This is a genomic window from Aquabacterium soli (assembly GCF_003933735.1).
In the GTDB taxonomy this organism is placed as follows: domain Bacteria; phylum Pseudomonadota; class Gammaproteobacteria; order Burkholderiales; family Burkholderiaceae_C; genus Aquabacterium; species Aquabacterium soli.
The window spans coordinates 19,676-42,181 of record NZ_RSED01000015.1; the positions used below are offsets into that span (position 1 = coordinate 19,676).

At 66.4% G+C, this 22,506-nt stretch carries 18 protein-coding genes, 1 pseudogene and 1 riboswitch; of the genes and pseudogenes, 5 read left to right on the forward strand and 14 right to left on the reverse strand.

Going from position 1 to position 22,506, the window contains the following annotated elements:
- Nucleotides 1-3 precede the first annotated feature (3 nt).
- The 5 genes and pseudogenes from EIP75_RS17145 to EIP75_RS24625 all read right to left on the reverse strand — a co-directional run bounded on the left by EIP75_RS17145 (nt 4) and on the right by EIP75_RS24625 (nt 7,318).
- The gene (locus tag EIP75_RS17145; RefSeq protein WP_125244512.1) at nt 4-888 is read right to left on the reverse strand and encodes an ABC transporter permease; all 885 of its coding nucleotides are present in this window, start codon (nt 886-888) and stop codon (nt 4-6) included.
- A 79-nt stretch (nt 889-967) separates the two neighbouring features.
- Nucleotides 968-1,918 carry an ABC transporter substrate-binding protein gene (locus tag EIP75_RS17150; RefSeq protein WP_125244513.1) on the reverse strand — a complete coding sequence of 317 codons (951 nt, stop codon included), beginning with the start codon at nt 1,916-1,918 and terminating at the stop codon, nt 968-970.
- A 200-nt stretch (nt 1,919-2,118) separates the two neighbouring features.
- Nucleotides 2,119-2,248: riboswitch (guanidine-I (ykkC/yxkD leader) on the reverse strand.
- A gap of 136 nt (nt 2,249-2,384) precedes the next feature.
- Entirely contained in the window at nt 2,385-4,262 is a 1,878-nt protein-coding gene (locus EIP75_RS17155) for an aminopeptidase P family protein (protein ID WP_125244514.1), read from the reverse strand.
- 138 nt (nt 4,263-4,400) lie between these two features.
- Complete coding sequence (locus tag EIP75_RS17160; protein WP_125244515.1) at nt 4,401-5,894, reverse strand: NAD(P)/FAD-dependent oxidoreductase; 1,494 nt, start codon at nt 5,892-5,894, stop codon at nt 4,401-4,403.
- Between the two features lie 188 nt (nt 5,895-6,082).
- Nucleotides 6,083-7,318 (reverse strand): annotated as a pseudogene (locus tag EIP75_RS24625) (diguanylate cyclase domain-containing protein).
- Between the two features lie 148 nt (nt 7,319-7,466).
- On the opposite strand from EIP75_RS24625, the gene EIP75_RS17175 reads away from it, so the two are divergent.
- Entirely contained in the window at nt 7,467-8,993 is a 1,527-nt protein-coding gene (locus tag EIP75_RS17175; RefSeq protein ID WP_125244518.1) for a serine/threonine protein kinase, read from the forward strand.
- A 21-nt stretch (nt 8,994-9,014) separates the two neighbouring features.
- On the opposite strand, the gene EIP75_RS17180 is transcribed toward EIP75_RS17175, so the two are convergent.
- Nucleotides 9,015-9,539, reverse strand: coding sequence for a 3'-5' exonuclease (locus EIP75_RS17180; RefSeq protein ID WP_125244519.1), 525 nt, complete (start codon nt 9,537-9,539; stop codon nt 9,015-9,017).
- A gap of 318 nt (nt 9,540-9,857) precedes the next feature.
- Here EIP75_RS17180 and EIP75_RS17185 point away from each other — a divergent pair, with 318 nt between their 5' ends.
- Nucleotides 9,858-10,196: a P-II family nitrogen regulator gene (locus EIP75_RS17185; RefSeq protein ID WP_125244520.1), complete on the forward strand. Its 339-nt coding sequence runs from the start codon at nt 9,858-9,860 to the stop codon at nt 10,194-10,196.
- Between the two features lie 15 nt (nt 10,197-10,211).
- Here EIP75_RS17185 and EIP75_RS17190 read toward each other — a convergent pair whose 3' ends face one another.
- From EIP75_RS17190 to EIP75_RS17210, 5 genes are read right to left on the reverse strand one after another with little or no spacing between them, the layout of a single operon-like run.
- The gene (locus EIP75_RS17190; protein ID WP_125244521.1) at nt 10,212-10,850 is read right to left on the reverse strand and encodes an LOG family protein; all 639 of its coding nucleotides are present in this window, start codon (nt 10,848-10,850) and stop codon (nt 10,212-10,214) included.
- On the reverse strand, nt 10,847-11,386 hold the full coding sequence (locus EIP75_RS17195; protein ID WP_125244522.1) for an RDD family protein: 540 nt from the start codon (nt 11,384-11,386) through the stop codon (nt 10,847-10,849). Before EIP75_RS17195 ends, EIP75_RS17190 begins: the two co-directional genes overlap by 4 nt.
- A gap of 35 nt (nt 11,387-11,421) precedes the next feature.
- Nucleotides 11,422-12,243, reverse strand: a complete 822-nt coding sequence (locus EIP75_RS17200; protein WP_125244523.1) for a DUF3106 domain-containing protein — start codon at nt 12,241-12,243, stop codon at nt 11,422-11,424.
- A gap of 8 nt (nt 12,244-12,251) precedes the next feature.
- Nucleotides 12,252-12,932, reverse strand: coding sequence for a DUF3619 family protein (locus EIP75_RS17205; RefSeq protein ID WP_125244524.1), 681 nt, complete (start codon nt 12,930-12,932; stop codon nt 12,252-12,254).
- Nucleotides 12,933-12,969: 37 nt separating this feature from the next.
- Nucleotides 12,970-13,539: an RNA polymerase sigma factor gene (locus EIP75_RS17210; protein ID WP_125244525.1), complete on the reverse strand. Its 570-nt coding sequence runs from the start codon at nt 13,537-13,539 to the stop codon at nt 12,970-12,972.
- 463 nt (nt 13,540-14,002) lie between these two features.
- On the opposite strand from EIP75_RS17210, the gene EIP75_RS17215 reads away from it, so the two are divergent.
- The 3 genes from EIP75_RS17215 to ilvC all read left to right on the forward strand — a co-directional run bounded on the left by EIP75_RS17215 (nt 14,003) and on the right by ilvC (nt 17,548).
- On the forward strand, nt 14,003-15,754 hold the full coding sequence (locus EIP75_RS17215) for an acetolactate synthase 3 catalytic subunit (RefSeq protein ID WP_125244526.1): 1,752 nt from the start codon (nt 14,003-14,005) through the stop codon (nt 15,752-15,754).
- A gap of 210 nt (nt 15,755-15,964) precedes the next feature.
- On the forward strand, nt 15,965-16,456 hold the full coding sequence (gene ilvN, locus EIP75_RS17220) for an acetolactate synthase small subunit (protein ID WP_125244527.1): 492 nt from the start codon (nt 15,965-15,967) through the stop codon (nt 16,454-16,456).
- 75 nt (nt 16,457-16,531) lie between these two features.
- On the forward strand, nt 16,532-17,548 hold the full coding sequence (gene ilvC, locus EIP75_RS17225) for a ketol-acid reductoisomerase (protein WP_125244528.1): 1,017 nt from the start codon (nt 16,532-16,534) through the stop codon (nt 17,546-17,548).
- Nucleotides 17,549-17,643: 95 nt separating this feature from the next.
- On the opposite strand, the gene EIP75_RS17230 is transcribed toward ilvC, so the two are convergent.
- The 3 genes from EIP75_RS17230 to EIP75_RS17240 all read right to left on the reverse strand — a co-directional run bounded on the left by EIP75_RS17230 (nt 17,644) and on the right by EIP75_RS17240 (nt 22,367).
- Nucleotides 17,644-20,157, reverse strand: a complete 2,514-nt coding sequence (locus EIP75_RS17230) for an ankyrin repeat domain-containing protein (protein ID WP_125244529.1) — start codon at nt 20,155-20,157, stop codon at nt 17,644-17,646.
- Nucleotides 20,158-20,257: 100 nt separating this feature from the next.
- The gene (locus EIP75_RS17235) at nt 20,258-21,445 is read right to left on the reverse strand and encodes a YeeE/YedE family protein (RefSeq protein WP_125244530.1); all 1,188 of its coding nucleotides are present in this window, start codon (nt 21,443-21,445) and stop codon (nt 20,258-20,260) included.
- Nucleotides 21,446-21,452: 7 nt separating this feature from the next.
- On the reverse strand, nt 21,453-22,367 hold the full coding sequence (locus tag EIP75_RS17240) for a sulfurtransferase (RefSeq protein WP_125244531.1): 915 nt from the start codon (nt 22,365-22,367) through the stop codon (nt 21,453-21,455).
- Between the last annotated feature and the right edge of the window lie 139 nt (nt 22,368-22,506).

Below are 22,506 nucleotides of genomic sequence, written 5' to 3' on the forward strand. Positions count from 1 at the left end.
GGCTCAGCGGGTGTGCATGTAGGGGAAGGCCTTGCGGTGCGCCAGCCGGAACAGCTGGTCGATCACCAGCCCGATCAGGCCGATGATCAGGATGCCCGCGAAGATCTTGTCGGTCTGCAGGAAGCGCTGTGCCTTCAGGATGGCGTAGCCCAGGCCGGAGCTGGCCGCCACCAGCTCGGCCACGACCAGGTAGGTCCAGGCGCAGCCCATGTTCACGCGCAGGGTGTCCAGCAGGGCAGGCTTGGCCGAGGGCAGGATCACCTTCTCGACGATCTCCCAGCGGGTGGCGCCCATGGTCTGCGCGGCCTCGATCTGGGCCATGGGAACGCGGCGCACGTCTTCGGCCACCATCAGCACCATCGGAAAGAACGTGCCGATGAAGATGATGGCCACCTTGGCGCCTTCGTCGATGCCCACCCACACCATCACCAGCGGCACGAAGGCCACGGCGGGCATGTAGCGGATGAAATCCATCATCGGCTCCAGCAGGGCCTGCACCACGCGCCAGGAGCCGATCAGCAGCCCCAGCGGCAGGGCGATCAGGGCCGCCAACGCCCAGCCCATCACCACGCGCATGGTGCTGATGCCGATGTCGCCCAGCAGGCCGTCGGTCCACCAGGTGGCAATGCGTTCCATCACGGTCACCGGCCCGGGCAGGAAGACAGGTTCGACCCGGCCACTGGCCACGGCCAGCAGCCACAGCACGATGGGGGCGATCAGGCCGAGGGCCGCCAGCCCCCAGTACACGCTGGCCGGGATGCCCTGGCGCAGCGCGAACAAGGGCGGACCCTTGGGTGCGGGTGGTGTGTCGTCGGCGTGCACAGCGGCACCGAGGCCGCTGTGGCCTGTGGCCAGCGGCAACGCGATGGACGGGGGAGATTTCGACATGGTGGACTCCAGGTGTCTTGGCGCGGCGCACCAGCCCGCATGCGCCGCGAAGCGTCTTCTTGAACGCGTTCTTCAGCGCCTACTTCAGCGCTTCTGCCAGCAACGATGCGTCCACACCCTTGGCGGCGTCGGGCTTGCCGTCGATCAGCTTGTGCTCCAGCAGGAAGCTGGAGATGGTCGGCGCCACGCCCACGAGGGACTGCGGGCCCTTGCCATCCATGGCCGCCTTGTTGGCTGCCGCGTCGAAGAACTTGGTGCCCGGCAGGAACACCTTGTATTCATCGGGCTTGAGGCTGACGATCTTGCTCATGATCTGCGCGGCTTCGTCGGGCTTGTCGGCGATGAACTTCACCGTGTCGAACCAGGCCTTGATCATGCCCACCAGCTCTTTGCGCTTGGCCTTGATCGCCTTGTCCTGCGCCACCAGCAGATCGGGGATCAGGCCGGGCATGTCCTTGGAGGTGAACAGCGACTTGCCCTTTCCGCTCTGCTCGATGGTGTGGATCCAGGGGTTCCAGACCACGGCGGCGTCCACGCGGCCAGCCATGAAGGCCGCGGCCGCATCACCGGCCGAGAGGTTCACGATCTTGACGTCGGCCGGCTTCATGCCGTTCTTGGCCAGGGCCGTGGCCAGCACGAAGTGCGAGACGCTGAACTCTTCGAGCGCGACGCTCTTGCCCTTCAGGTCCTTGATGGACTTGATCTTGGGCGAGGCCATCACGGCATCGTTGCCAGCGGAGTTGTCGTTGACCAGGATGGTCTTGAGCGGCAGGCCCTTGGCCAGCGGGCCCATGGTGTCGGACCAGGTCTGCGAATTGGCATCGAGCTGACCGGATGACAGCGCCGCGATGGAATCGGTGTAATTGGCGAACCAGACGAGCTTGACGTCGGCCCCATGCTTCTTGAAGAAGCCCTTCTGCTCAGCCACGTACCACGCGACCCAGCCCGGCCAGTCGGAGACACCGACCTTGACCTCTGCCGCGGCGGGCAAGGGTGCTGCTAGCGCCATGGCTGCGGCGACCGCGGCCATGGCGCAGAGCACTTTGCCTTTCAGTGCATGAAGCACCGAAGGCTTGGCAAGTGGTGGCAGTGCGCTGGTTTGAACCTGGGCTTTTACTGCTGGCGAAACGGAGGCGTGAGCTGTCGGCTCTGGGCGGGATTCATCGACACGGCGCATAAGGGGGCTCCTGGCTGGGGTGGACGCGCGAGAGGACACTTCTGTCGAAGCGAACCTCCCGGGCTTTTGTCCCGCCGTGGAGCCTGCGTCGGTGATGGCCGACCCGGGCCGGCAGCTCTCGGACCAGACACTTCACCGCCGGTACTGCTGGCGATGGAAGCCGGAACCCTAGCCACCATTTCGAAGAAACGACTGCGACATCGTTCCTCTCAGGGCAAGATGTATGCAAGGTCGATGCCAGGCCGTCTGGCTGCGTTTTGCGTTGTTGTGGTGCGGGTTCCGCCCATGATGCGCCACCGGGGTGCGCCGAGACTGGCGCTCAGATCGGCCTGGTGCGCTCTTGCAGCCAGGCCAGCACGTCACCCGTGACCAGCGGCCCCAGGCGTCGCAGCACCTCTGCGTGATAGTCATTGAGCCACTGGATCTCGTCCGGTCGCATCAATGCCATGTCGACACACCGTGTGTCGATCGGACACAGGCTCAGGGTCTCGAAGGCGAGGTAATGGCCATGTTCGGGTGCGCCTGGGGCGGCGTCTGGCACGGATGGGGGAACGGGCACGTTCAGCACCAGGTTCTCGATGCGAATGCCCCACTGGCCTGGTCGGTACAGGCCAGGCTCGATCGAGGTGATCATGCCGGCGTGCATGGCCATGTTGGCGTCAGGCACCGCCTTGGAGATGGATTGCGGGCCTTCGTGCACATTGAGGAAGTAGCCCACGCCGTGCCCCGTGCCGTGGCCGAAGTCCAGGCCCTCGGCCCACAGCGGGGCGCGGGCGATGGCGTCCAGCATGGGCGCCAGGGTGCCGCGCGGAAAGCGGGTGCGCGACAGGGCCAGCGTGCCCTTGAGCACCAGGGTGTAGTCGCGCTTCTGCTCGGCGCTCGGCGTGCCGATGGCCCACACACGGGTGATGTCGGTGGTGCCGCCCAGGTACTGCGCGCCCGAATCGATCAGCAGCAGGCCTTCGGCCGTGAGGCCCTCGGGTGTGCTCAGCACGGCGTAGGCCCCGGGTGTCGCGCGGTAGTGGGGCAGGGCGCCATTGGCGTTGAAGCCGGCAATGGTCGGAAAGCTCAGCGAGACGAACTCGGGCTGCTTGCGGCGCTCGGCCGTCAGGCGCTCGTCGATGGTCAATTCGCTGATGTGCTCGCGGCCCAGGGCCTGGTCGAACCAGGCGTAGAAGGCGCACATGGCGGCGCCGTCGCGCTCCATCGCCTGGCGGACGAAGCCGGCCTCGTCGGGTGTCTTGCGCGATTTGGCCAGCGTGCTCGGGTTGATCGACTCGACCACGCGCACGCCCTCGGGCACCGCCTGGCGCAGCCCCCAGGTCACGCGCTTGGGATCGATGAGCAGCACGCTGCCTGCGCGTAACGCAGCCAGCGCATCCAGGGCCAGCGCGTAGGTCTGCACGGCCACGCCGTCGTTCGCCAGGCGCTCGCGCAGGGGTGCGTCGATCTTGCCGTCCGCCACGAAGAGCGTGGCGCTGTCCAGCCCCAGCAGCAGGTGGCCGAGGAACACGGGGTTGTAGTCCACATCTGCGCCGCGCAGGTTCAGCGCCCAGGCCAGGTCGTCCACCGTGGCGATCCAGTGGTGTGAAGCGCCCTTGTCGGCCATCGCCTTGCGCAGCAGGGCCAGCTTGTCGGCACGGCTGGTGGCGGCATGGGGCGGCAGGTGCTCAAACACCGCCGCATCTGGCAGGCCCGGGCGGCCGGGCCACACGGCGTCCAGCACGTCGAGGTCGGTGCGCAGGGTCCAGCCGTCGGCCTTGAGCGCATCCTGCAGGCCTTGTGTCTGGGCCAGGCCCATCACCTGGCCATCGACTGCGAGTGTGAACACGCCATCGGCGGGCGTGTCCAGGGCCAGGTCCTTGAGCCACTGCACATAGGCGGGCGTGGCCGGCCCATCGAGCTTGACCAGGTCGACCCCGGTGCCTGCCAGTTCGGCCTCCGCCTGCTCCCAGTAGCGGCTGTCGGTGAACAGTGCAGCCCTGGGGCCAGCCACCAGCAGCGTGCCTGAGGAGCCGGTGAAGCCGCTCAGCCAGCTGCGGCCCTGCCAGCGCTCAGGCAGGTACTCCGACAGGTGCGGGTCGCTGCTGGGTACCAGCACGGCATGCACATGGCGGGCGATCAGCGCGCCGCGCACGGCGCTCAGGCGCGAAGGGGTGTCTTGCAGGGCGGCGGAGGCAGGGATGGTGGAGGTCACGGTGTTCGGGCAGGCTAAAGCGACGTTGCCGGCCGCGCGCAGCGCACAGTGCGCCGCGGGCGGCCGACCGATGGCCAATCCTGCCACGGAACGGCTGTGCCGTGCGGTGGTGGTGTCTGCGGCGCCGCCCGCCCCCGTTCAAGCCGCGTTCGACGACCCGCTGGCGTTGGCCGGTGCGGCGCTGGCGGAGCTGTCCGCTGGCGAATTGACAACAGGGGCCGGCGGCGGCACCCGCACCACGACGGCATTGGGTTCCAGCGCGTGCGGATCCGGGAAGACGCGGGCGTGGCGTTGCGATGTGAAGTAGGCCCAGGCCCAGTCCCACATCACGACGATGCGGTTGCGAAAGCCGATCAGGAAGTACACGTGCACGAACAGCCAGAACAGCCAGGCCGGAAAGCCGCTGAACTTCAGCTGCTTCTTGGTGAAGGGCACGTCGACCATCGCCACGGCCGCGCGCCGGCCGATGGTGGCCAGCGAGCCGTAGTCGAAGTAGCGGAAGGCTTGTGCCTCGAGCCCCCTGCGGCGGCGGATGATGTTGAACGCCGCCTTGCGGCCCATCTGCTTGGCGCCGGGGCTGATGCCGGGCACCGGGGTGGGGTTGGCCGGATCCAGGTAGCTCTTGGCACTGGCCAGGTCACCCACCACATAGATATCAGGGTGGCCGGGCACGGTCAGATCGGGTTCGACGATGACGCGGCCAGCGCGGTCCAGCGCGCAGCCGGTGCTCTTGGCCAGCGCGCGGCCCAACGGCGAAGCCGCCACACCGGCGCCCCACACCACCGTGCGAGTGGGCAGAAAGTGCGTCACCGGAGCGCCATCTTCAGTGGTCTGGTAGTGCACACCGAAGGCCGTGATGTCGGTCACCTTGGCGCCCAGCAGCACCTGCACGCCCAGCTCGCTGAGTTGTTCCTCTGCACGCCTGGACAGGTCTTCGGTGTACACGCCCAGCACGCGCGAGGCGCCTTCGATCAGGATCACGCGGGCCCGGCGTGAATCGATGCGGCGGAATTCTTCGCGCAACGTATGCTGGGCGATCTCGGCCAGGGTGCCGGCCATTTCCACCCCGGTCGGGCCTGCGCCCACCACCGCGAAGGTGAGCCAGGGCTCACGCGCGCTCGGATCGGTTTCACGCTCGGCCTGCTCGAAGGCGGTCAACACGCGCCGGCGGATGGTGAATGCATCGCCCAAAGTCTTGAGGCCCGGCGCGTACTTGGCCCACTGGTCGTTGCCGAAGTAGCTGTGCGTGGCACCGGCGGCGATGATCAACTGGTCGTAGTGCAGGTGCTCGCCACCGTCGAGCACGATGCAGTTCGAGGCCGCGTCGATGCCGGTGACTTCGCCCATGAGCACCGTCAGATTGCCCCGGGCGATCTGCTTGCGCAGGATGTGTCGGATCGGCCCGGCGATGGCAGGCGCGGGCAGGCCGGCCGTGGCCACCTGGTACAGCAGCGGCTGGAACAGATGGTGGTTGGTGCGGTCCACCACGAAGATTTCCACATCCGCGCTGGACAAGGCTTTGGCTGCCTCCAACCCGCCGAAGCCGCAGCCCACGATGACCACCCTGGGACGTTGTCCGGTCGAGGCGGTGGGTGGGGGTTTCGAGGCGGGGTTGTGAGCAATCTGGTTCATGCGGGCGTCTCTTGTTTTTTCTGTGCTGGGGCAGTTCTGGGCAAGGCCATCACCTCTGCATCGATTAAATGCCGGGGTGCCTGTCCGAACTCATGGTTTATACCAGTGACCGTGGTAGAGGTGTGGTTTTGCACCACCGTGGTGCCTCCCCGGATCACGGGGTGCGTTCAACCCTCTTGCGCTGGGCGTCAGGCTGCGGCAGAGGTCTGATCAGGCAGGCCGTCGCCGGACGTGCCCATCACCAGCCGGCCCTTGCCGCCATGCTTGGCCGCGTACATCGCAGCGTCCGCGCGCTCGATCAGCTCGGTGTCGGGCTCCTGCCCATCGTGCATGACAGCGCCGATGCTCGGCGTGACGGTGATGTGGTGGCCGTCGATGACATAGGCCTCGCTCAGGCAGGTCAGCACACGCTGCCCCATGCGCTGCACATCGTGGACGGCCCCGGCCCCTTCCAGGATGAGCATGAACTCGTCACCCCCCAAACGGCACACGACGTCGGTGGTGCGCACGCAGGCCAGCAGGCGGCGGGCCACCTGCACCAGCAACTAGTCGCCGACCTGGTGGCCGTGGCGGTCGTTCACGCCCTTGAAGCCGTCCAGGTCCACGCACATGATGGCCAGCGTCTTGGCATAGCGGCGCGAGCGGGCCATGGCTTTGAACAACTGCTCGCCAAAGGCGCGCCGGTTCGGCAGGCCCGTGAGGCTGTCGTGCCGGGCCTGATCGGCCATGGTCCGCAACTGCTCCTTCAGCGGGTTCACGTCCTGGAAGACACGGCAATGGTGGGTGACGCGCTGCTGGGCATTGCGGATGGTGCTCACGTTCAACCAAAGATCCTGCTGGATGCCCTGCGCCGTGGTCAGCATGGACTCGCCGCTCCAGCGCCGGCCTTCTCTGAGCGTCTGCTCCAGTTCGGGCAGGTGCGTGCCGCGCAGTGGGGCCATGCCCATGAGTTCGGCGGGCTGGCCGAGCATCGCCACGGCGGTGTGGCCGCTCACCTCCACGAAGGCTGGGTTGACCAGAACGATGCGGTCCAACGCATCGGTGATCACGATGGCCGCGCCTGATTGTTCGAACGCAGCCTCCAGCATGCGCATGCCCTGCAAGGCCCTGGCAGCACCGCCTTGTTCTTCAGGGGCGGCACCGGGTTCGAGCGCCTGACTGAGCGGTCCCGTCACACCCACGACCTGGGCGTCATGCATCTGCCGCGTCTGCCGCCTCGACTGGCGCACAGCCAGGGCGACCGAGGCCGCGGTGGCGAGCGCCCCCATGGCAGGCCAGGCCCACGAAGCCAGCCCATGCAGAGGCAGTGACAGCAGATAGCCGGTGAGCGCGGCCAGCGCGACAAGGATGGCGACCGTGGTCGGGAACGGCAAGCCCTGGCGGGTGGGCGTTCCCATGGTCGACTGCGACATAGGCAAGGACATGGTCACCCCGGATGGTTCGTGCGAACTGTCTTGATTTTCGGACAAAGGCCCTTCAACTTGAGCCGACGGGCTGGGGTAAGCTTTCGAGGTGACTCAAGCTCAAGCCGCCGCTCCCTCAAGAGATGCCCTGCCTGCCGGCACACGGCTCATGGACTACGATATCGAAGGCCTGCTCGGTGTGGGTGGCTTCGGTCTGGTTTACCGCGCCCGTGACGCGGTATTGCAGCGCACGGTGGCCATCAAGGAGTACCTGCCCTCCACGCTGGCCGCGCGGGGTGATCGCGGTGAAGTGATCCTGCGCTCACCCGCGCACGAAGAGCCGTTCGCCCTGGGCCTGCGTTCGTTCATCAACGAGGCGCGGCTGCTGGCCCGTTTCGATCATCCCTCGCTGGTCAAGGTCTTCCGGTTCTGGGAAGCCCACGGCACGGCCTACATGGTCATGCCCTGTTATGAAGGGCCCACCCTGTACGACGCGCGCCGTGCACTGGAAGGTCCGCCCGACGAGGCCTGGCTGCGGGCGCTGATGGACCCACTGCTGGGCGCGCTGGATTGCCTGCACCGCGAGCAGGTCTACCACCGCGACGTGGCGCCCGACAACATCCTGGTGGTGGCCGACCCCGATGCGCCCCAGGGCATGCGCCCGGTGCTGCTGGATTTTGGGGCTGCCCGCCGCGTCATCACCGAGAGCTCGCAGGCCTTGACCGCGATCCTCAAGCCCAGCTTCGCACCGATCGAGCAATACGCCGAGACCAGCCAGCTGCGGCAGGGGCCGTGGACGGACCTGTATGGCCTTGCGGCCGTGCTGCACTACTGCATCACGGGCCGCACCCCGGTGCCTGCCACCGCCCGCGCCGTGCATGACGACCTGCCTGTGCTGAGGCAGATGGCCGAAGCCCTGGCGCAGGATTTCGGGCGCCACTATCACCCGGCATTGCTGGCCACGATCGACCAGGCCCTGGGGGTTCGGCCCGATGTGCGGCCGGCGTCGGTGGCGGCCTGGCGTGAGGCGTTGATGCTTGATCCTGTGCCCGCTGACGGCGGTGTGTCCGAGAAGGGAACCGCCTCAGGCGACGCCTGGGTCGAGCGTACCGTGATGGTCTCGCCGGGCCGGGGACGACAGCGCCACAGCACGGACACCGATTTCCCGACCACGCACGCGATGGCCGCCAGCGGCTTGTTCGCTGGCCCATCGCCCAGGCCCGTGCGCATCTCTCGGGGCGCTGTATGGGGCATGGGCGTGCTGTTGCTGGGCGGGATCGTTGCGCTGTCGAGCTGGTCTCTGCAGCGTGAACGCGAGGCGAACGCGGTGCCTTCGCTCACGGCTACCCAGGCTCAGGAGGGAACGGCGCCGGCGGTGCGGCCGGTACTGATGGAGGCCCGGGAAGAGATCCTTGACGACAACACGGGCAAGGCGGATGCGGGTGCGGCGGCCTCGAACCCTTCGGGAACGGGGCCTGATTCAGCCCGGTCAGGCCGTGGCAATGACCTTGTCGGGCGCTCGACACGTGAGCGCTCGCCGCTCAACCCCAGGCAAGCTTGCGGGGAGCGGGTCTTCATCGCAATGGCGATCTGCATGAAGCAGCGCTGTGGGCGACCTGAATACAGCGGCCATGCCGAATGCACGCGCATGCGCCAACAGGAAGAAGCCCAGCGCAGTCGGTACGACTTCCACTGAGGCGAGGCGCCTCTGGTTTTGTCAGGCCACGGCCTGATGCCGCTCACGCATGGCCACCAAGGTCATCTGCAGCAGGCGGGCGTCGCTGCTCGCGCGGTGGCGTGTGAGGTTGGCGCGCTTGGCCACCGACAGTTTCAGGTCGTGCCAGCGGTTGGCTTCGTTGTCTGTCAGCAGGGCGCGCAGATTGTCCAGGCGGAAGCTGGGCACGCTGTCTGCCGCGTCGTAGAGCTTGTTGAGCCAGGTGTAGTCATGAGCCCAGGCATCTGAGTAGACCACCATGCCCCGCAGCCAGTCGTTGAGCGCCTGCGCCACTTCCACCGGGTTGCGGCCATGCTGCTGCAACTGGTCGCGGGAGATGTGGTGGATGGCCGCGGCATTGGGGTCCCAGTGTTGCCAGGCGGGCTCAGGCTTGACCAGGGAGCACCAGCTGCGACCGTCCGGCATGATCACGCCCACCTCGATCGGGTAGCTGCCCAGGCCGAAGCCCGAGGCTTCGATGTCCAGGATGGGGGGCGGAAGCCCCGGCGCGAACGTCTCGGATGTCATGGGACCCTGTCTGGAATTGAGAGATATTCTCGCGAGTCTCGCACCCTTGCGCCATCAGGGATCTAAGGGTTTGAACGGCATTCACGAGACTTGTTCAACGAAGACCGGCTTGCGAGAGGCAGTTCGGCCACTTCCTTGCTCAGCATGAAACGGGCCATGGGTGCATGCGTCGCTGCCGCTCGTTGAACTTCCAGAACCGGACAAGCCGTGGCATCCATGTGTCTGCGGGGCCGACAGTTCGATGAACCGTGCTTAAATTAGCAACTGAATCGCCAAAATAATGTCCTTCTGTCTGGCAGACCGCCTGGAGCTCACTTCATGAAACAAATCACCGCCATCATCAAGCCCTTCAAGCTCGAAGAAGTCCGTGAAGCCCTTGCCGAAGTCGGCGTGACCGGCTTGACCGTGACGGAAGTCAAGGGCTTCGGCCGCCAGAAGGGCCATACCGAGTTGTACCGCGGTGCTGAGTACGTGGTCGACTTCCTGCCCAAGGTCAAGGTGGAAGTGGTCGTCAAGGGTGACGACGTGGACCGCTGCATCGAGGCCATCATCCGTGCGGCCAAGACCGGCAAGATCGGCGACGGCAAGATCTTCGTGACGCCGGTGGAGCAGGTGGTGCGCATCCGCACCGGCGAAACCGACGAAGCAGCCGTCTGATCTGCTAAAGCACCCTCAGGTGCCTTGAGCCACGCCGCCCGGCGCTGCAGAGTCCTGCAGTTCTGGCGGCGTTTGCGCTTTCAGGACGGTCGATGCCTCGTGCAGGCGCTGCAGCAGGCGCTCGATCTGGTCGTCGACCAGCAGCAGTTCCTGCACGTCGGGCCACAGGAAGCCCGATTCGCGGCTGCGCTCGATGAAGCGCAGCAGGTCGTCGTAGTAGCCCGCGACATTGAGCAGGCCCAGGGGCTTGTTGTGGTAGCCCAACTGCCGCCAGGTCCAGATCTCGAAGATCTCTTCCATCGTGCCGATGCCGCCCGGCAGCGCCACGAAGGCGTCGGATTGCTGCGCCATCAGCTGCTTGCGCTCGTGCATGGAATCGACCACCTGCAGCTCGGTCACGCCACCGTGGCCCAGTTCTCGCTGGATGAGCCGTTCGGGGATGACGCCGATCACCGGCGCACCGGCCTGCAGGGCCGCATTGGCCACCGTGCCCATCAGACCGGTGCTGCCACCGCCGTAGACCAGGCCCCAGCCCTGGGCGCCGATGAAGCGTCCGCAGTCGCGGGCAGCCTGGGCATGGCGAGGGTCCAGCCCGTCGCGCGAGCCGCAGTACACACAAACAGAATAGGAAGAGCGGTGAACAGCGTGGGTCATGGTCGGGTGTCGATCACACGCGTGCCGCACAGCACGTCGTGCAGAAACTGCCGGCGGGGCAGGAAAAAGCTGGACAAGGCATAGGCCACCATCCACAGGGTGAGCAGGCTGCCAATGGATTTGCCGTGGTGCCATTGCGCGGCCCAGGCCAGCAGCAGCGGGGGCGCGAACCACAGCCAGGACAGCACGGCCCGGCCGGTGGCCTGGGCGAGGGTGAGGGGCAGGCCGTCGTGGCGCACCAATCGCACATGCCAGGTCTTCATGGCCAGGGTCTGGCCCCCCTGGGTCCAGAACCAGATGAAATACAGCGACAGCGCCAGGAAGAGCGCGGCCTGCAGACCCTCCCGGCCATGCAGCGCATGGCGTTGCTGGGTGGCCACCCCGAACACCATGCCCACCAGCATCACCACGCCGAACAGCAGCACGCCTTCGTAGATGAAGGCGGCCAAGCGGCGTTTGAGGGGGGCGGCGGGGCCCGCGGCGCGTTCAGCGCATTGGGCCCAGGTCAAGGGAGGGGCAACGGGGGGGCGAAGCATGCCGGGAGAATAACCGCAGGGCAGCGGCGGGCGGCTCAGGGAGCTGCGGTTTTATCGCCCGGCTTGACGCGGGTCACAGGTGTCATGCCGGCGCCTTGCGAGCCTTTGCGGGGCAGCAGGGTGTCCGGGTCGACAAAATTCTTGGTTGCGGCGATCTTGGGCAGGCCGGTGTGCTGGTGTAGCGGCGGGGTGGCCGGCTGCGTGACCAGCGAGGTAGTAGCCCCTGGCCCAGCCTTGACCACGGCGGGTGCCACGGCTTCGGGCGAGGGCACGCTGCGCCCGGTGTTGGGCACCAGGTTGGCCTTGCCGTCTGTCGCGCCGCGCTGGCGGTGTTTCTGGCGGGCCTGCTGTCCGGCTTCTCGGGGGCCTTGTTCTGCGTCGGGCAGCACCACGGGCTTTTGCTTGCGGCGGGCCTGTTGCGCCAGTTTCTGGCGATCTTCAGGCGACAGGGCCTGGTAGGCCGCCCATTTCTGCTGACGCTCCTGGGGGGTGAGCTGACGCGTGTTCTGAAAACGCAGCCGCGCCTCACCCCGTTGCTGGGCGGGCAGTTGAGACCACTGCGTCATGCGGTCCTGCATGCGCTTTTGATCGGCCGGAGACAGGTGGGGGAAGCGGTTGGCCACGTTGACCCACTTGTCGCGGCTGGTGCCGTCCAGCGTATGCCATTGAGAGGCCAGGGGGGTCAGGGCCTTGCGCTGGGCTGGCGTGAGCGTGGCCCAGCTGCTGTCCGTGGGCTGCAGGGCGGCGGTGCGCGGGCTGCCGGGCTGAGACCAGGCCGGCCAATGGGACAGCAAGGCCACGGCCAGCGCGGCTGCAGCCCAGGCCGTGCCCGTGAAAAAGCGGCGGCTGACGGTCATGGTGCTGCTCACTGAGGCACGGGCGGTGGCAACATGGCCGCCGCATCGCTGGGCACGCCACCTGTTTCCGTGTCGGTGAACGCTGCGGGTGCCAGGTCTTCGGCGGCGGCCTGCTCGGCCTCCTTCATGGCGGCGCTTTCCGTCACGGCCGGGCTGTCGTCGGTCTTGAGGTACTCCTCAAAGCCCGGGTCGGCGTAGGCGGAGGGAGGCAGGTCATCGGTCAGCAGAGACATGTCCACGTCGGCGGCGGCCTGTACCTGCTCGTGGCGTGTCCAGTCGCCCACGCCCCACAGGCCGGCCACCAGGGCCACCGCGGGAAGGGCCGACGCCAGGCGCCAGATCCAGGGGGTGGGGCCGTCGTCCTGGGGGCCGCGGCCGGTCTGGGCGCGATGTTGGTGGCGGTTCTCGATCAGGGTGGCGCCAAACGCCGGGCCGCTTGCCGAGCCAGCGCCTGCCAGTGTCAGTTCGACCGAGCTGACCGACACGACACCGGCCTGCGCCGCCGCCTGGGCGCCCAGGCGTGCCTGGGCTGCCGCAGCCACGGCCTGCTGGCGGGCCACGCGCAGGCGCTCGGTGATGTCATGGGGCAGTTGGCGCGCGCCGTCTTCCAGCCGCGCCGTGACGCGCAGCGCGAAGCGGGCCTGCAAGGCCTCGGTCTGCGCGGGAGTCAGAGGGGTAGGGGACGACATGATCACTTCTGCCAAAAATCAAAAAACCGGTTGGATGTCATAAACCGATGCCCCGTGCCTTCAAGGCCTTGCCCAGCGAAGCGACGGCCCGCGAACAGTGCGTCTTGACACTGCCCTCGGAGCAGCCCATGGCGGCGGCGGTCTCTGCAACATCCATTTCCTCCCAGTAACGCATCAGGAACGCTTCCCGTTGACGCGTTGGCAACTGCCCGATTTCCTCTTCGATGATCGCCAGGGTCTCGACGCGCTGTGCCGAGTCATCAGCACCTTCCGTGCCGCCGTCGTCCACCCGCAGGATGTCGAGCAGATCCATGTCGGCGCCGTCTTCGCCGCCGACGCTGGCCTCCAGGTCGCCCATGTTCTGGAACAGGGCATTGCGCACCTTCTGGCGGCGGAACCAGTCCAGCGTGGCGTTGGACAGGATGCGCTGGAACAACATGGGCCATTCATTGGCCGGTCGGTCGGCGTAGCTGGTGCACAGCCGGATCATGGCGTCCTGCACGATGTCCAGGGCCGCGTCGTCGTTGCGGACGGCATAGACCGTGCGCTTGAACGCCCGGCGCTCCACGCTGCTCAGGAACTCATTGAGTTCAACGGCGAATGACAAGGGGGCGTCGGTCAAGGAGGCGGGGCTGAGAGCGGGTACATCGGGCCACACAGGGCCGCGGGCGGTAGTGCGGTCCGTCGGGCGGGGCCGTCTCGGAGGCTGCGGGCGCGATTATGGCACTGGCGGGCGGCCCTTGCCGGCGGGCGGATGAGCCCCGATGGCGCATATTGACGCCTGAATGGGTGGGCAGGATGCCGCACCCATGCAGCGCGGCTATTCACATCGGGTATTCCTGATGCGATAATGTTCGTCTTTGCGCCATCCCGATCTGGCCTGAGTCGACGCGCCGCGAGGCATTCACAAGCGTCGGTGGCAGGCCGCGCAGGCTTCGAATCCGCCTCACAAGGGCGAGCCCGGTGTCGATCCGTCGATGTTGGGCTGTGGTCAGGCTCTCCCCAGGGCCAGGCTGTGAAGAGGGGCACCGATCGTTTTTCGTTAGAGAAAATCCGAAAGGTCGTATCACATGGACATGTCCCAAGGCAACGCGCACGGCAGCGCGGCCGAAATCCTCAATGGCTCCGACATCCTCGTGCGGTGTCTGCAGGCCGAAAACGTCAAGTACATGTGGGGCTACCCCGGCGGTGCCGTCCTGTACATCTACGACGCCCTCTACAAGCAAGACACCATCGAACACGTGCTGGTGCGCCACGAACAGGCCGCCGTGCACGCGGCTGACGGCTATGCGCGCGCCACCGGCGACGTCGGCGTGGCCCTGGTCACCTCGGGCCCCGGCGTCACCAATGCCATCACCGGCATCGCCACGGCCTATATGGATTCGATCCCGATGGTGATCATCACCGGGCAGGTGCCCACGCCCGCCATCGGGCTGGACGCCTTCCAGGAGTGCGACACCGTCGGCATCACCCGCCCGATCGTCAAGCACAACTTCCTGGTCAAGGACGTGGCCGACCTGGCCCTCACGATCAAGAAGGCCTTCCACATCGCGCGCACCGGCCGCCCGGGCCCCGTGGTGGTCGACATCCCGAAGGATGTCTCGCTCAAGACCACGGCCTTCCACTACCCCGAGTCGGTGGAAATGCGCTCGTACAACCCCGTGCGCAAGGGCCACGGCGGCCAGATCCGCAAGGCCGTGCAGCTGCTGCTGGGCGCCAAGCGCCCCTACATCTACACCGGCGGCGGCGTGATCCTGGCCGAGGCGGCCAAGGAGCTGCGCGAACTGTGCGCGCTGCTGAACTACCCGTCCACCAGCACCCTGATGGGCCTGGGCGCGATCCCCGCCTCTGATCCCAACTTCCTGGGCATGCTGGGCATGCATGGCACGTACGAGGCCAACATGACCATGCAGAGCGCCGACGTGGTGATCGCCGTGGGCGCCCGCTTCGACGACCGCGTGATCGGCAATCCCAAGCACTTCGCCCAGGTCGAGCGCAAGATCATCCACATCGACATCGATCCGTCGAGCATCTCCAAGCGCGTCAAGGTCGACATTCCCATCGTGGGCGATGTGAAGGACGTGCTGCAGGAGCTGATCGCCCAGATCAAGGAATCGTCGCTGCGGCCCGACCAGAACGCGCTGACCACCTGGTGGAACCAGATCGCCGAATGGCGCAAGCGCGAGTGCCTGAAGTACAAGCACTCCGACGAGGTCATCAAGCCCCAGTTCGTGATCGAGAAGCTCACCGAGCTCACACGCGGCACCGACCACTACATCACCTCTGATGTGGGTCAGCATCAGATGTTCGCCGCGCAGTTCTGCAAGTTCGAAGAGCCGCGCCGCTGGATCAACTCTGGTGGCCTGGGCACCATGGGTGTGGGCCTGCCCTACGCCATGGGCATCAAGCTGGCCAAACCCGATGCCGACGTGTTCTGCGTCACCGGCGAAGGCTCGATCCAGATGTGCATCCAGGAGCTGTCGACCTGCCTGCAATACCAGACCCCGGTCAAGGTGCTGTCGCTGAACAACCGCTACCTGGGCATGGTGCGCCAGTGGCAGCAGCTCGATTACGGCAGCCGCTACTCGCACAGCTACATGGACGCGCTGCCTGATTTCGTGAAGCTGGCCGAGGCTTATGGCCACGTCGGCATGCTGATCGAGCGCCCGGGCGATGTCGAAGGCGCGCTGCGCGAAGCCATCAAGCTCAAGGACCGCACCGTGTTCCTGGACATCCGCACCGACCCGACCGAGAACGTCTGGCCGATGGTCAAGGCAGGCCAGGGCATCTCCGAGATGCTGCTGGGCTCCGAGGATCTGTAAGCCAACCTGAAGTAACACATGCCCCGGCACCGCCCGGGGGTCGACGTCCAGGCGCTTTCCGGCACCTGGACGGGCGATTCAAGCCTCGCGCCGCCAGCGGCGATGGGGCAGGGCGGCGCGGGGTGTTTTCATCCCCGACTTTGTCGAACCCCGTGGCCACGGCCTGCCGGTTACCGCCGGCCGGCTCAAGAGCGCGAAAGGACGATTGAAATGAAGCACGTCATTGCCCTGTTGCTGGAGAACGAACCCGGCGCGCTGTCGCGCGTTGTGGGCCTGTTTTCCGCCCGCGGCTACAACATCGAAAGCCTGACCGTGGCGCCCACCGAGGACGCTTCGCTGTCACGCATGACGGTGGTCACCTCCGGCTCCGACGACGTGATCGAACAGATCACCAAGCACCTGAACCGCCTCATCGAGGTCGTGAAGGTGGTCGATCTTTCCGAAGGCCCCTACACCGAGCGTGAGCTGATGCTCATCAAGGTGCGCGCCGTGGGCAAGGAGCGCGAGGAGATGAAGCGCATGGCCGACATCTTCCGCGGCCGCATCATCGACGTCACCGACAAGACCTACACCATCGAGCTGACGGGCGATGCCTCCAAGCTCGATGCCTTCCTGGAGGCCATCGACCGCGCGGCCATCCTCGAAACCGCACGCACCGGTACCAGCGGCATCGGTCGTGGCGAGCGCATCCTGCGCGTTTGATCGAGCGTCACCCGGCCCTCGCTGGCCTCTTTTGCACATCTGCAATCAACCCCAAGTTTCTGTCTGGAGCAACGAATGAAAGTCTATTACGACAAGGACGCCGACCTGAGCCTGATCAAGGGCAAGAACGTCACCATCGTGGGCTACGGCTCGCAAGGCCACGCCCACGCGCAAAACCTGCGTGATTCCGGCGTCAACGTGACGGTCGGTCTGCGCCGTGGCGGCGCGTCCTGGTCCAAGGTCGAAGCCGCCGGCATCAAGGTGGCCGAGGTCGACGAGGCCGTCAAGGGCGCCGACGTGGTCATGATCCTCCTGCCGGATGAGAACATCCCCGAGGTCTACAACAACAACATCGCCCCGAACATCAAGCAAGGCGCGGTGCTGGCGTTCGCCCACGGCTTCAACGTGCACTACAACCAGGTCGTGCCCCGCGCCGATCTGGACGTGATCATGGTCGCCCCCAAGGGTCCTGGCCACACCGTGCGCTCCGAGTACCTCAAAGGCGGCGGCGTGCCTTCCCTGATCGCGATCTACCAGGACAAGTCCGGCAAGGCCCGTGACATCGCCCTGTCGTACGCGGCTGCCAACGGCGGCACCAAGGGCGGCGTGATCGAGACCAACTTCCGCGAAGAAACCGAAACCGACCTGTTCGGCGAACAGGCCGTGCTGTGCGGTGGCGCCGTCGAACTGGTGAAGATGGGCTTCGAAACCCTGACCGAAGCTGGCTACGCTCCCGAGATGGCCTACTTCGAGTGCCTGCATGAGCTCAAGCTGATCGTCGACCTGATGTACGAAGGCGGCATCGCCAACATGAACTACTCCATCTCGAACAACGCCGAGTATGGTGAGTACGTGACGGGCACGGAAGTGATCAACGAGAAGTCGCGCGAAGCCATGCGCGCTGCTCTGAAGCGCATCCAGACCGGCGAATACGCCAAGATGTTCATCCAGGAAGGCAAGACGAACTACCCGAGCATGACCGCTCGCCGTCGTCTGAACGCCGTGCACCCGATCGAGACCGTGGGTGCCGAGCTGCGCGCCATGATGCCCTGGATCGCCAAGAACAAGCTGGTCGACCAATCCAAGAACTGATCGCGGTGACCGGCCCTGCGCCGGTTGTCTGCAGGTTCACAAAAGCCGCCCTGGAACACGCCTTGGCGGCTTTTTCATGGGCGCTTTCCTTGCGTTTAGCGCGAAGGCAGATGCGCTTGCAGCCAGCGCTCCGAGTCACCTTGCTTGAAGAAGCGGGCCCAGGCGAACACGTCCTGGCCGTGGTCATCAAGCTGAGATGCATCAGCGCCATGGGCCAGCAACCACTGCATGGCGTTGACACGGCCTTTGGCTGCCGCCATCTGCAGAGGACTTTCGCCGCGGCTGGCGGTGGCGCGTGAGTTGAGCGGCAGCCCAAGCCGGGCCAGTGATGCCAGGCAGGGAACGCAATCGCCAGCGGCGGCCATGTGCACGGGTGTCCAGCCCCAGCGGTTGACCACGTTCGTGCGGGCGCCGGCCGCAAGCAGCTTCTCGAAGGCCTCGGGCTGTCCGAAGTAGGCGGCCATCAGCAGGGCCGTGTCGCCACGTTCGTTCACGCTGGTCTCGTCTGCGTAGTTCACGTCGGCGCCGCGCTGGAGCAGGATGTCCATGATGGGCAGCAAACCCCGCCCGGCGGCCAGCATCAGTGCAGAGCGGCCGGAGTGGCTGGCGATGGCGGATGGGTTGGCACCTTCGCTCAGGGCTGTGCGCACGGCCTGGTCGTCACGCTGGTCAATGGCCGCCAGCAAGGCACGGTCGGCCTGGCCGATGCCCAACAAGGCATTGAATTGCTGACGAACAGGAGGCAACCAGGCTCGGGCCGTGTCGTGCACCGTGAGCGATGCGGCGGTGTCCAGGTGGGTGGCGACGCCCAGGCTGACGGTCGACAGCACCAGCCATGCTGTGAGGGTACTGAGACGTTCTCTCGCGGTGGGCGAGCGGGCGCTGAATGTGTCCGCATCCATCACCACGCCGGCCCGTTGCTGCAGAGACTGGAGCTGCCCTGCTACGCCCAAGGCCACGCCCAGCCGGTGCAGGGGCGGGGTCACGGCCTGGTGCCGGAGGGTGTGTTCATCCCATTGTTCGAGCCGGTGGTATCCCGCTGCCTGGCCATGCGCCTGGTTGGTGTGGGTGAGCCGGGGTTCCAGGCCATGCTGGCGGGAAGTCGCCAGCATGGTGCTGTGCCGAAGCAGGTTCGATGAGCGGTCCAGCCACCAGGCATCTCGCGTGATGCCGACCACCCACCGTCGGGTGCCGATGTGCAGGGCCAGGCCGAGGACGATGACGGAGCCGATGCTGCACAGCAGCCAGATGAGCGCGTCTTTCGAGTCCTCCGCGTTAAAATGTTGGCGGGAGACGAAGCCGAGCCCCAGGCCCAACAGACCGATGGCGATGGCCCCGCCGACTCGCCAGGGCCGGGCAAAGCTGGCCAGCTGGATGCCTTGCTCCTGGCTCAGTTGCATCACGGTGGCTGGCACGGCTTCGGCCGTGGCGGCTGGAAGCGATTGCGGCGACCGATCTGGCGTGACAGCAAAACCGGGCCTGCCAGCCTGCACGGGCAGGTCGAACACCTGCTCGCGGCCCTTCTCCACCTCATCCAGCACCAGGCGCCAGGAGATGCGGTGCCCTTCCTTGCTGATGCCAGAAGGCAGGGCGTGCGCAGGCCAGTGCAATCTCATGCGCAATTGCCCACCGCCGTCGGGTGCAGCATGGATGCTCAGCGGCAGGATCTGCTCGCTCAGCGTCTCCTGGCTCTTTTCCGAATCGTCATCGGGCAGGCTGCTTTGCACCAGTCGGGCCTGCCAGGTGGAGCGCTCAGCCGTGCGCCATCGCGAGGGAGGAAGATGCGCGGTGATGCCAGCTGGCTCACCGGCGTGCAGCGCCCCGGTGTCCAAGGTGAGGGCGCTTCCCTTGTGCCGCAGCGCATCGCGCCACATCTGCACCGCGCCCCATGCCATCAGCAAGCCCACCGCGGGAAACAGGCTGATGAAGATGTCGACGAAGCGCCACCTCTCGCCGTCGGCCCAGACGGCCAGCGCAAGCGGGAAGGCGATCAGGTTCCAGAGCAAGGTGACCGCGGTGATGCCCCATGCCTTGGCTTTGCTGCTGTCGTGCAAGGTGCTGGTGTGCGATGCGGCCGATGGCGCCCGCGCCTTGTTCGTTGGTCGCTCACCCCGTAGCACCGCGATCAGCATGACCAATGCGCCCAGGCTGATGGCAGGGAAGATGAGTGCGAAGGGCAGCAGAAACGCCAACCTGCTCCAGCGCAGTTCGCGGTCAAGCAGGGCCAGGCCGGGATGCTCGGGGTCGATCCAGACGACCACCGTCTGGCCGGCACCCCGTGCTGCATCAAGGCGTTGGTGCCATTGAAACTGCTCGGTGCGGTTCAGGCTCCATGCGATGCGGTTGCCCGTGAGCGTTCGGCCCAGATGCTGGTACTGATAGCGGGCGACCAGGTAGGGGGCGCCGTCGCTGTCCTCGTCCATGCGTGCTTCTAGCACGCGGGCTGGGACGGGCACGTAGTGCTGAAGGCGGGGGGCCTCCTGCAACAGGTGCCACAAAGGCCGCACGCCGATGAGCAGCCCGCCGGCGCCGAACGCCAGCACGAACACGGACAGGAACAGGGCCAGGCCGATGCGGCCTTCCAGGCTCGGCTTGAGTGGGGCATCCATGGGGCGAGCTTGGTTTGTTTTTGCCAAGATACCTCAGCCCCTGGGGTGTGATGCCGCGCTCAATCCCTCATGCGTTGCGTGCTGGCCGCAGTCACGCTGATCAACCCCGCCATGGCTGTCTGCGCAGCCACCAGCCCAGCCACAGGCCCAGCCCCGCGCACACCAGGAACACCCAGCCTGACACGGCGGCAGCCATGATGCCCGACAGCAGCGTGCCCACCGTGCAACCCAGGGCGAGCATGCTGCCCAGCCCCATCAGAACGCCGCCGGCGAAGTTGCGAACGGCCTCCGGCAAGGTGGGCCAGCGCGGCTTGAAGTCACCTGCCAGCAATGCGGCAATGAAGGCGCCGAGCACCAGGCCGACCACCAAAGATCCGTTGTTGGACCACAGCGTTTCCTTGATGGTGGTGACGCATCCCTTGAAGGTGTCCAGCCCTTCCAGCCGGCTGGGCAGCCAGCCCTGGTGATCGGCCAGGGTGCGCGCCACGCTGCCCAGTTCGGAGGTGACACCCAGCGGTGACACCCGCAGGAAGGCCAGCACGCCCAGCCCACCAATCAGGATGCCGCCCACGTGGGGTGCCCAGCGACGCCGCCACCAGCGTGGATGAACGTCTGTCGGCGCAGGGGGCTTGCGGTGCAAGGACCACAGCAGCCAGCCCAGCGCGCCCAGCCCCAACAGTTGCACACCCAGCGAGCCTTCATAGCCCAGGTGGTGTGGCAGCCACAACACGGGCGCTTCCTGGATGTGGCCAAGGTACAGACCGTTCCATGCCTTGAGGCCCAGCACGAAGCCGAGCACGGTGCCCACCAGGGCAATGGGTGCCGTCAAGGCGCCTTCACCCAGGCGGTACAGCTGCGCACTGATGCACGAGCCGGCCAGCGCCATGCCCAGGCCGAAGGTGAAGGATGCGCCCACCAGCACGATGCTCACCGGCCCGATGTGCGCGCCGGGCGGCAGGCGGCCGGCCGCGGGCTCCGGCAGGAAGGCACCGAACACCGCGTGGTAGCCCAGGGTGCCCACGGCCAGCGCCGCCAGGATGCCCAGCAGCCCACGCGCATCGCGCTGCTCGATGAAATCACGGCTTACGCAGTAGAAGCAGAAACGTGAGCGTTGCAGCAGCCAGCCGAAGGCCAGACCGAAGGCCAGCGACAGTGCCAGTGCGCGACCGCCGGGCAGGGCGGCCAGGTGGCGGTGGAGCAAAAAGGCCGTGCTGAGCACGGCCACGGCGGACAGCAGGGCGGCCCAGCCGGGCCGCGCCTGTCCAGGTGTCAACTGCACAGAGCTCATGGACGACTCAGCGACCACCCCACACCGTGCCGGCCGGGTTGTTCACGGGCACTCCCACGGTGTTGCCGTATTCCGTCCACGAGCCGTCGTAGTTGCGCACTTCGTAGCCCAGCAGCTTCTTCAGGGCGAACCAGGTGTGGCTGGAGCGCTCGCCGATGCGGCAGTAGGTGATCACGGGGCGCTTGCCGTCGATGCCCACGCCCGCATACAGCTTGCGCAGTTCTTCGACAGGCTTGAAGGTGCCATCGGCGGCCACGGCCTGGCCCCAGGGCACGTTGACGGCGCCAGGCACGTGGCCGGCGCGCACGGCCAGTTCCTGCACGCCAGCGGGTGCGAAGACCTTGCCGCTGTACTCATCGGCCGAGCGGATGTCCACCAGGGCCGCGTTGCTCTTCTTGTCGGCCACGGCCACCACATCGGGCAGGCGTGCGCGCAGGGCGTTGTTGGCGGCGCTGACCTTCACGTTGCCGGCGCCCGGCGCGGCGGCCAGGGGCGACAGCGAGCGGCCTTCTGCCTCCCACTTCTTGCGGCCGCCATCGAGCAGCTTGACGTTCTTGACGTTGTAGACGTCGAACACCCAGGCGCCCCAGGCGGCGAACCAGTTGTTGTTGTCGCCGTACAGGATGATGGTGCTGTCCTGGTTCACGCCGGCGGCGCGCAGCTTCTTCTCCAGGTCTTGCTGGGTGGCGATGTCGCGGCGGACGGGGTCGACCAGGTCGGTGTGCCATTCGAAGTTCACGGCACCGGGGATGTGGCCACGTTCGTAGACGCCGGGCACCACGCTCACCTCGATCACCTTGATCTTCGGGTCATTGAGGTTCTTCTCCAGCCAGTCGGTGGTGACCAGATAGGGTGAGTTGGCCAGGGCTGGCAGGCTGAGCAGCCAGGCGCCTGCAACCAGGATCTTCTTGAACGTCTTCATGTGGTGACCTCATGCGTCGGAGAGGGTTTGGGATGTGCAGCCGGCGAGCGGAGAAAACCCGGCGCTGAGGCAGTCTCGTTCATGCTGCATTCATTGGTAAGTGAGGGTTTCTCATTTACATATGCGCACATCGCAGCCA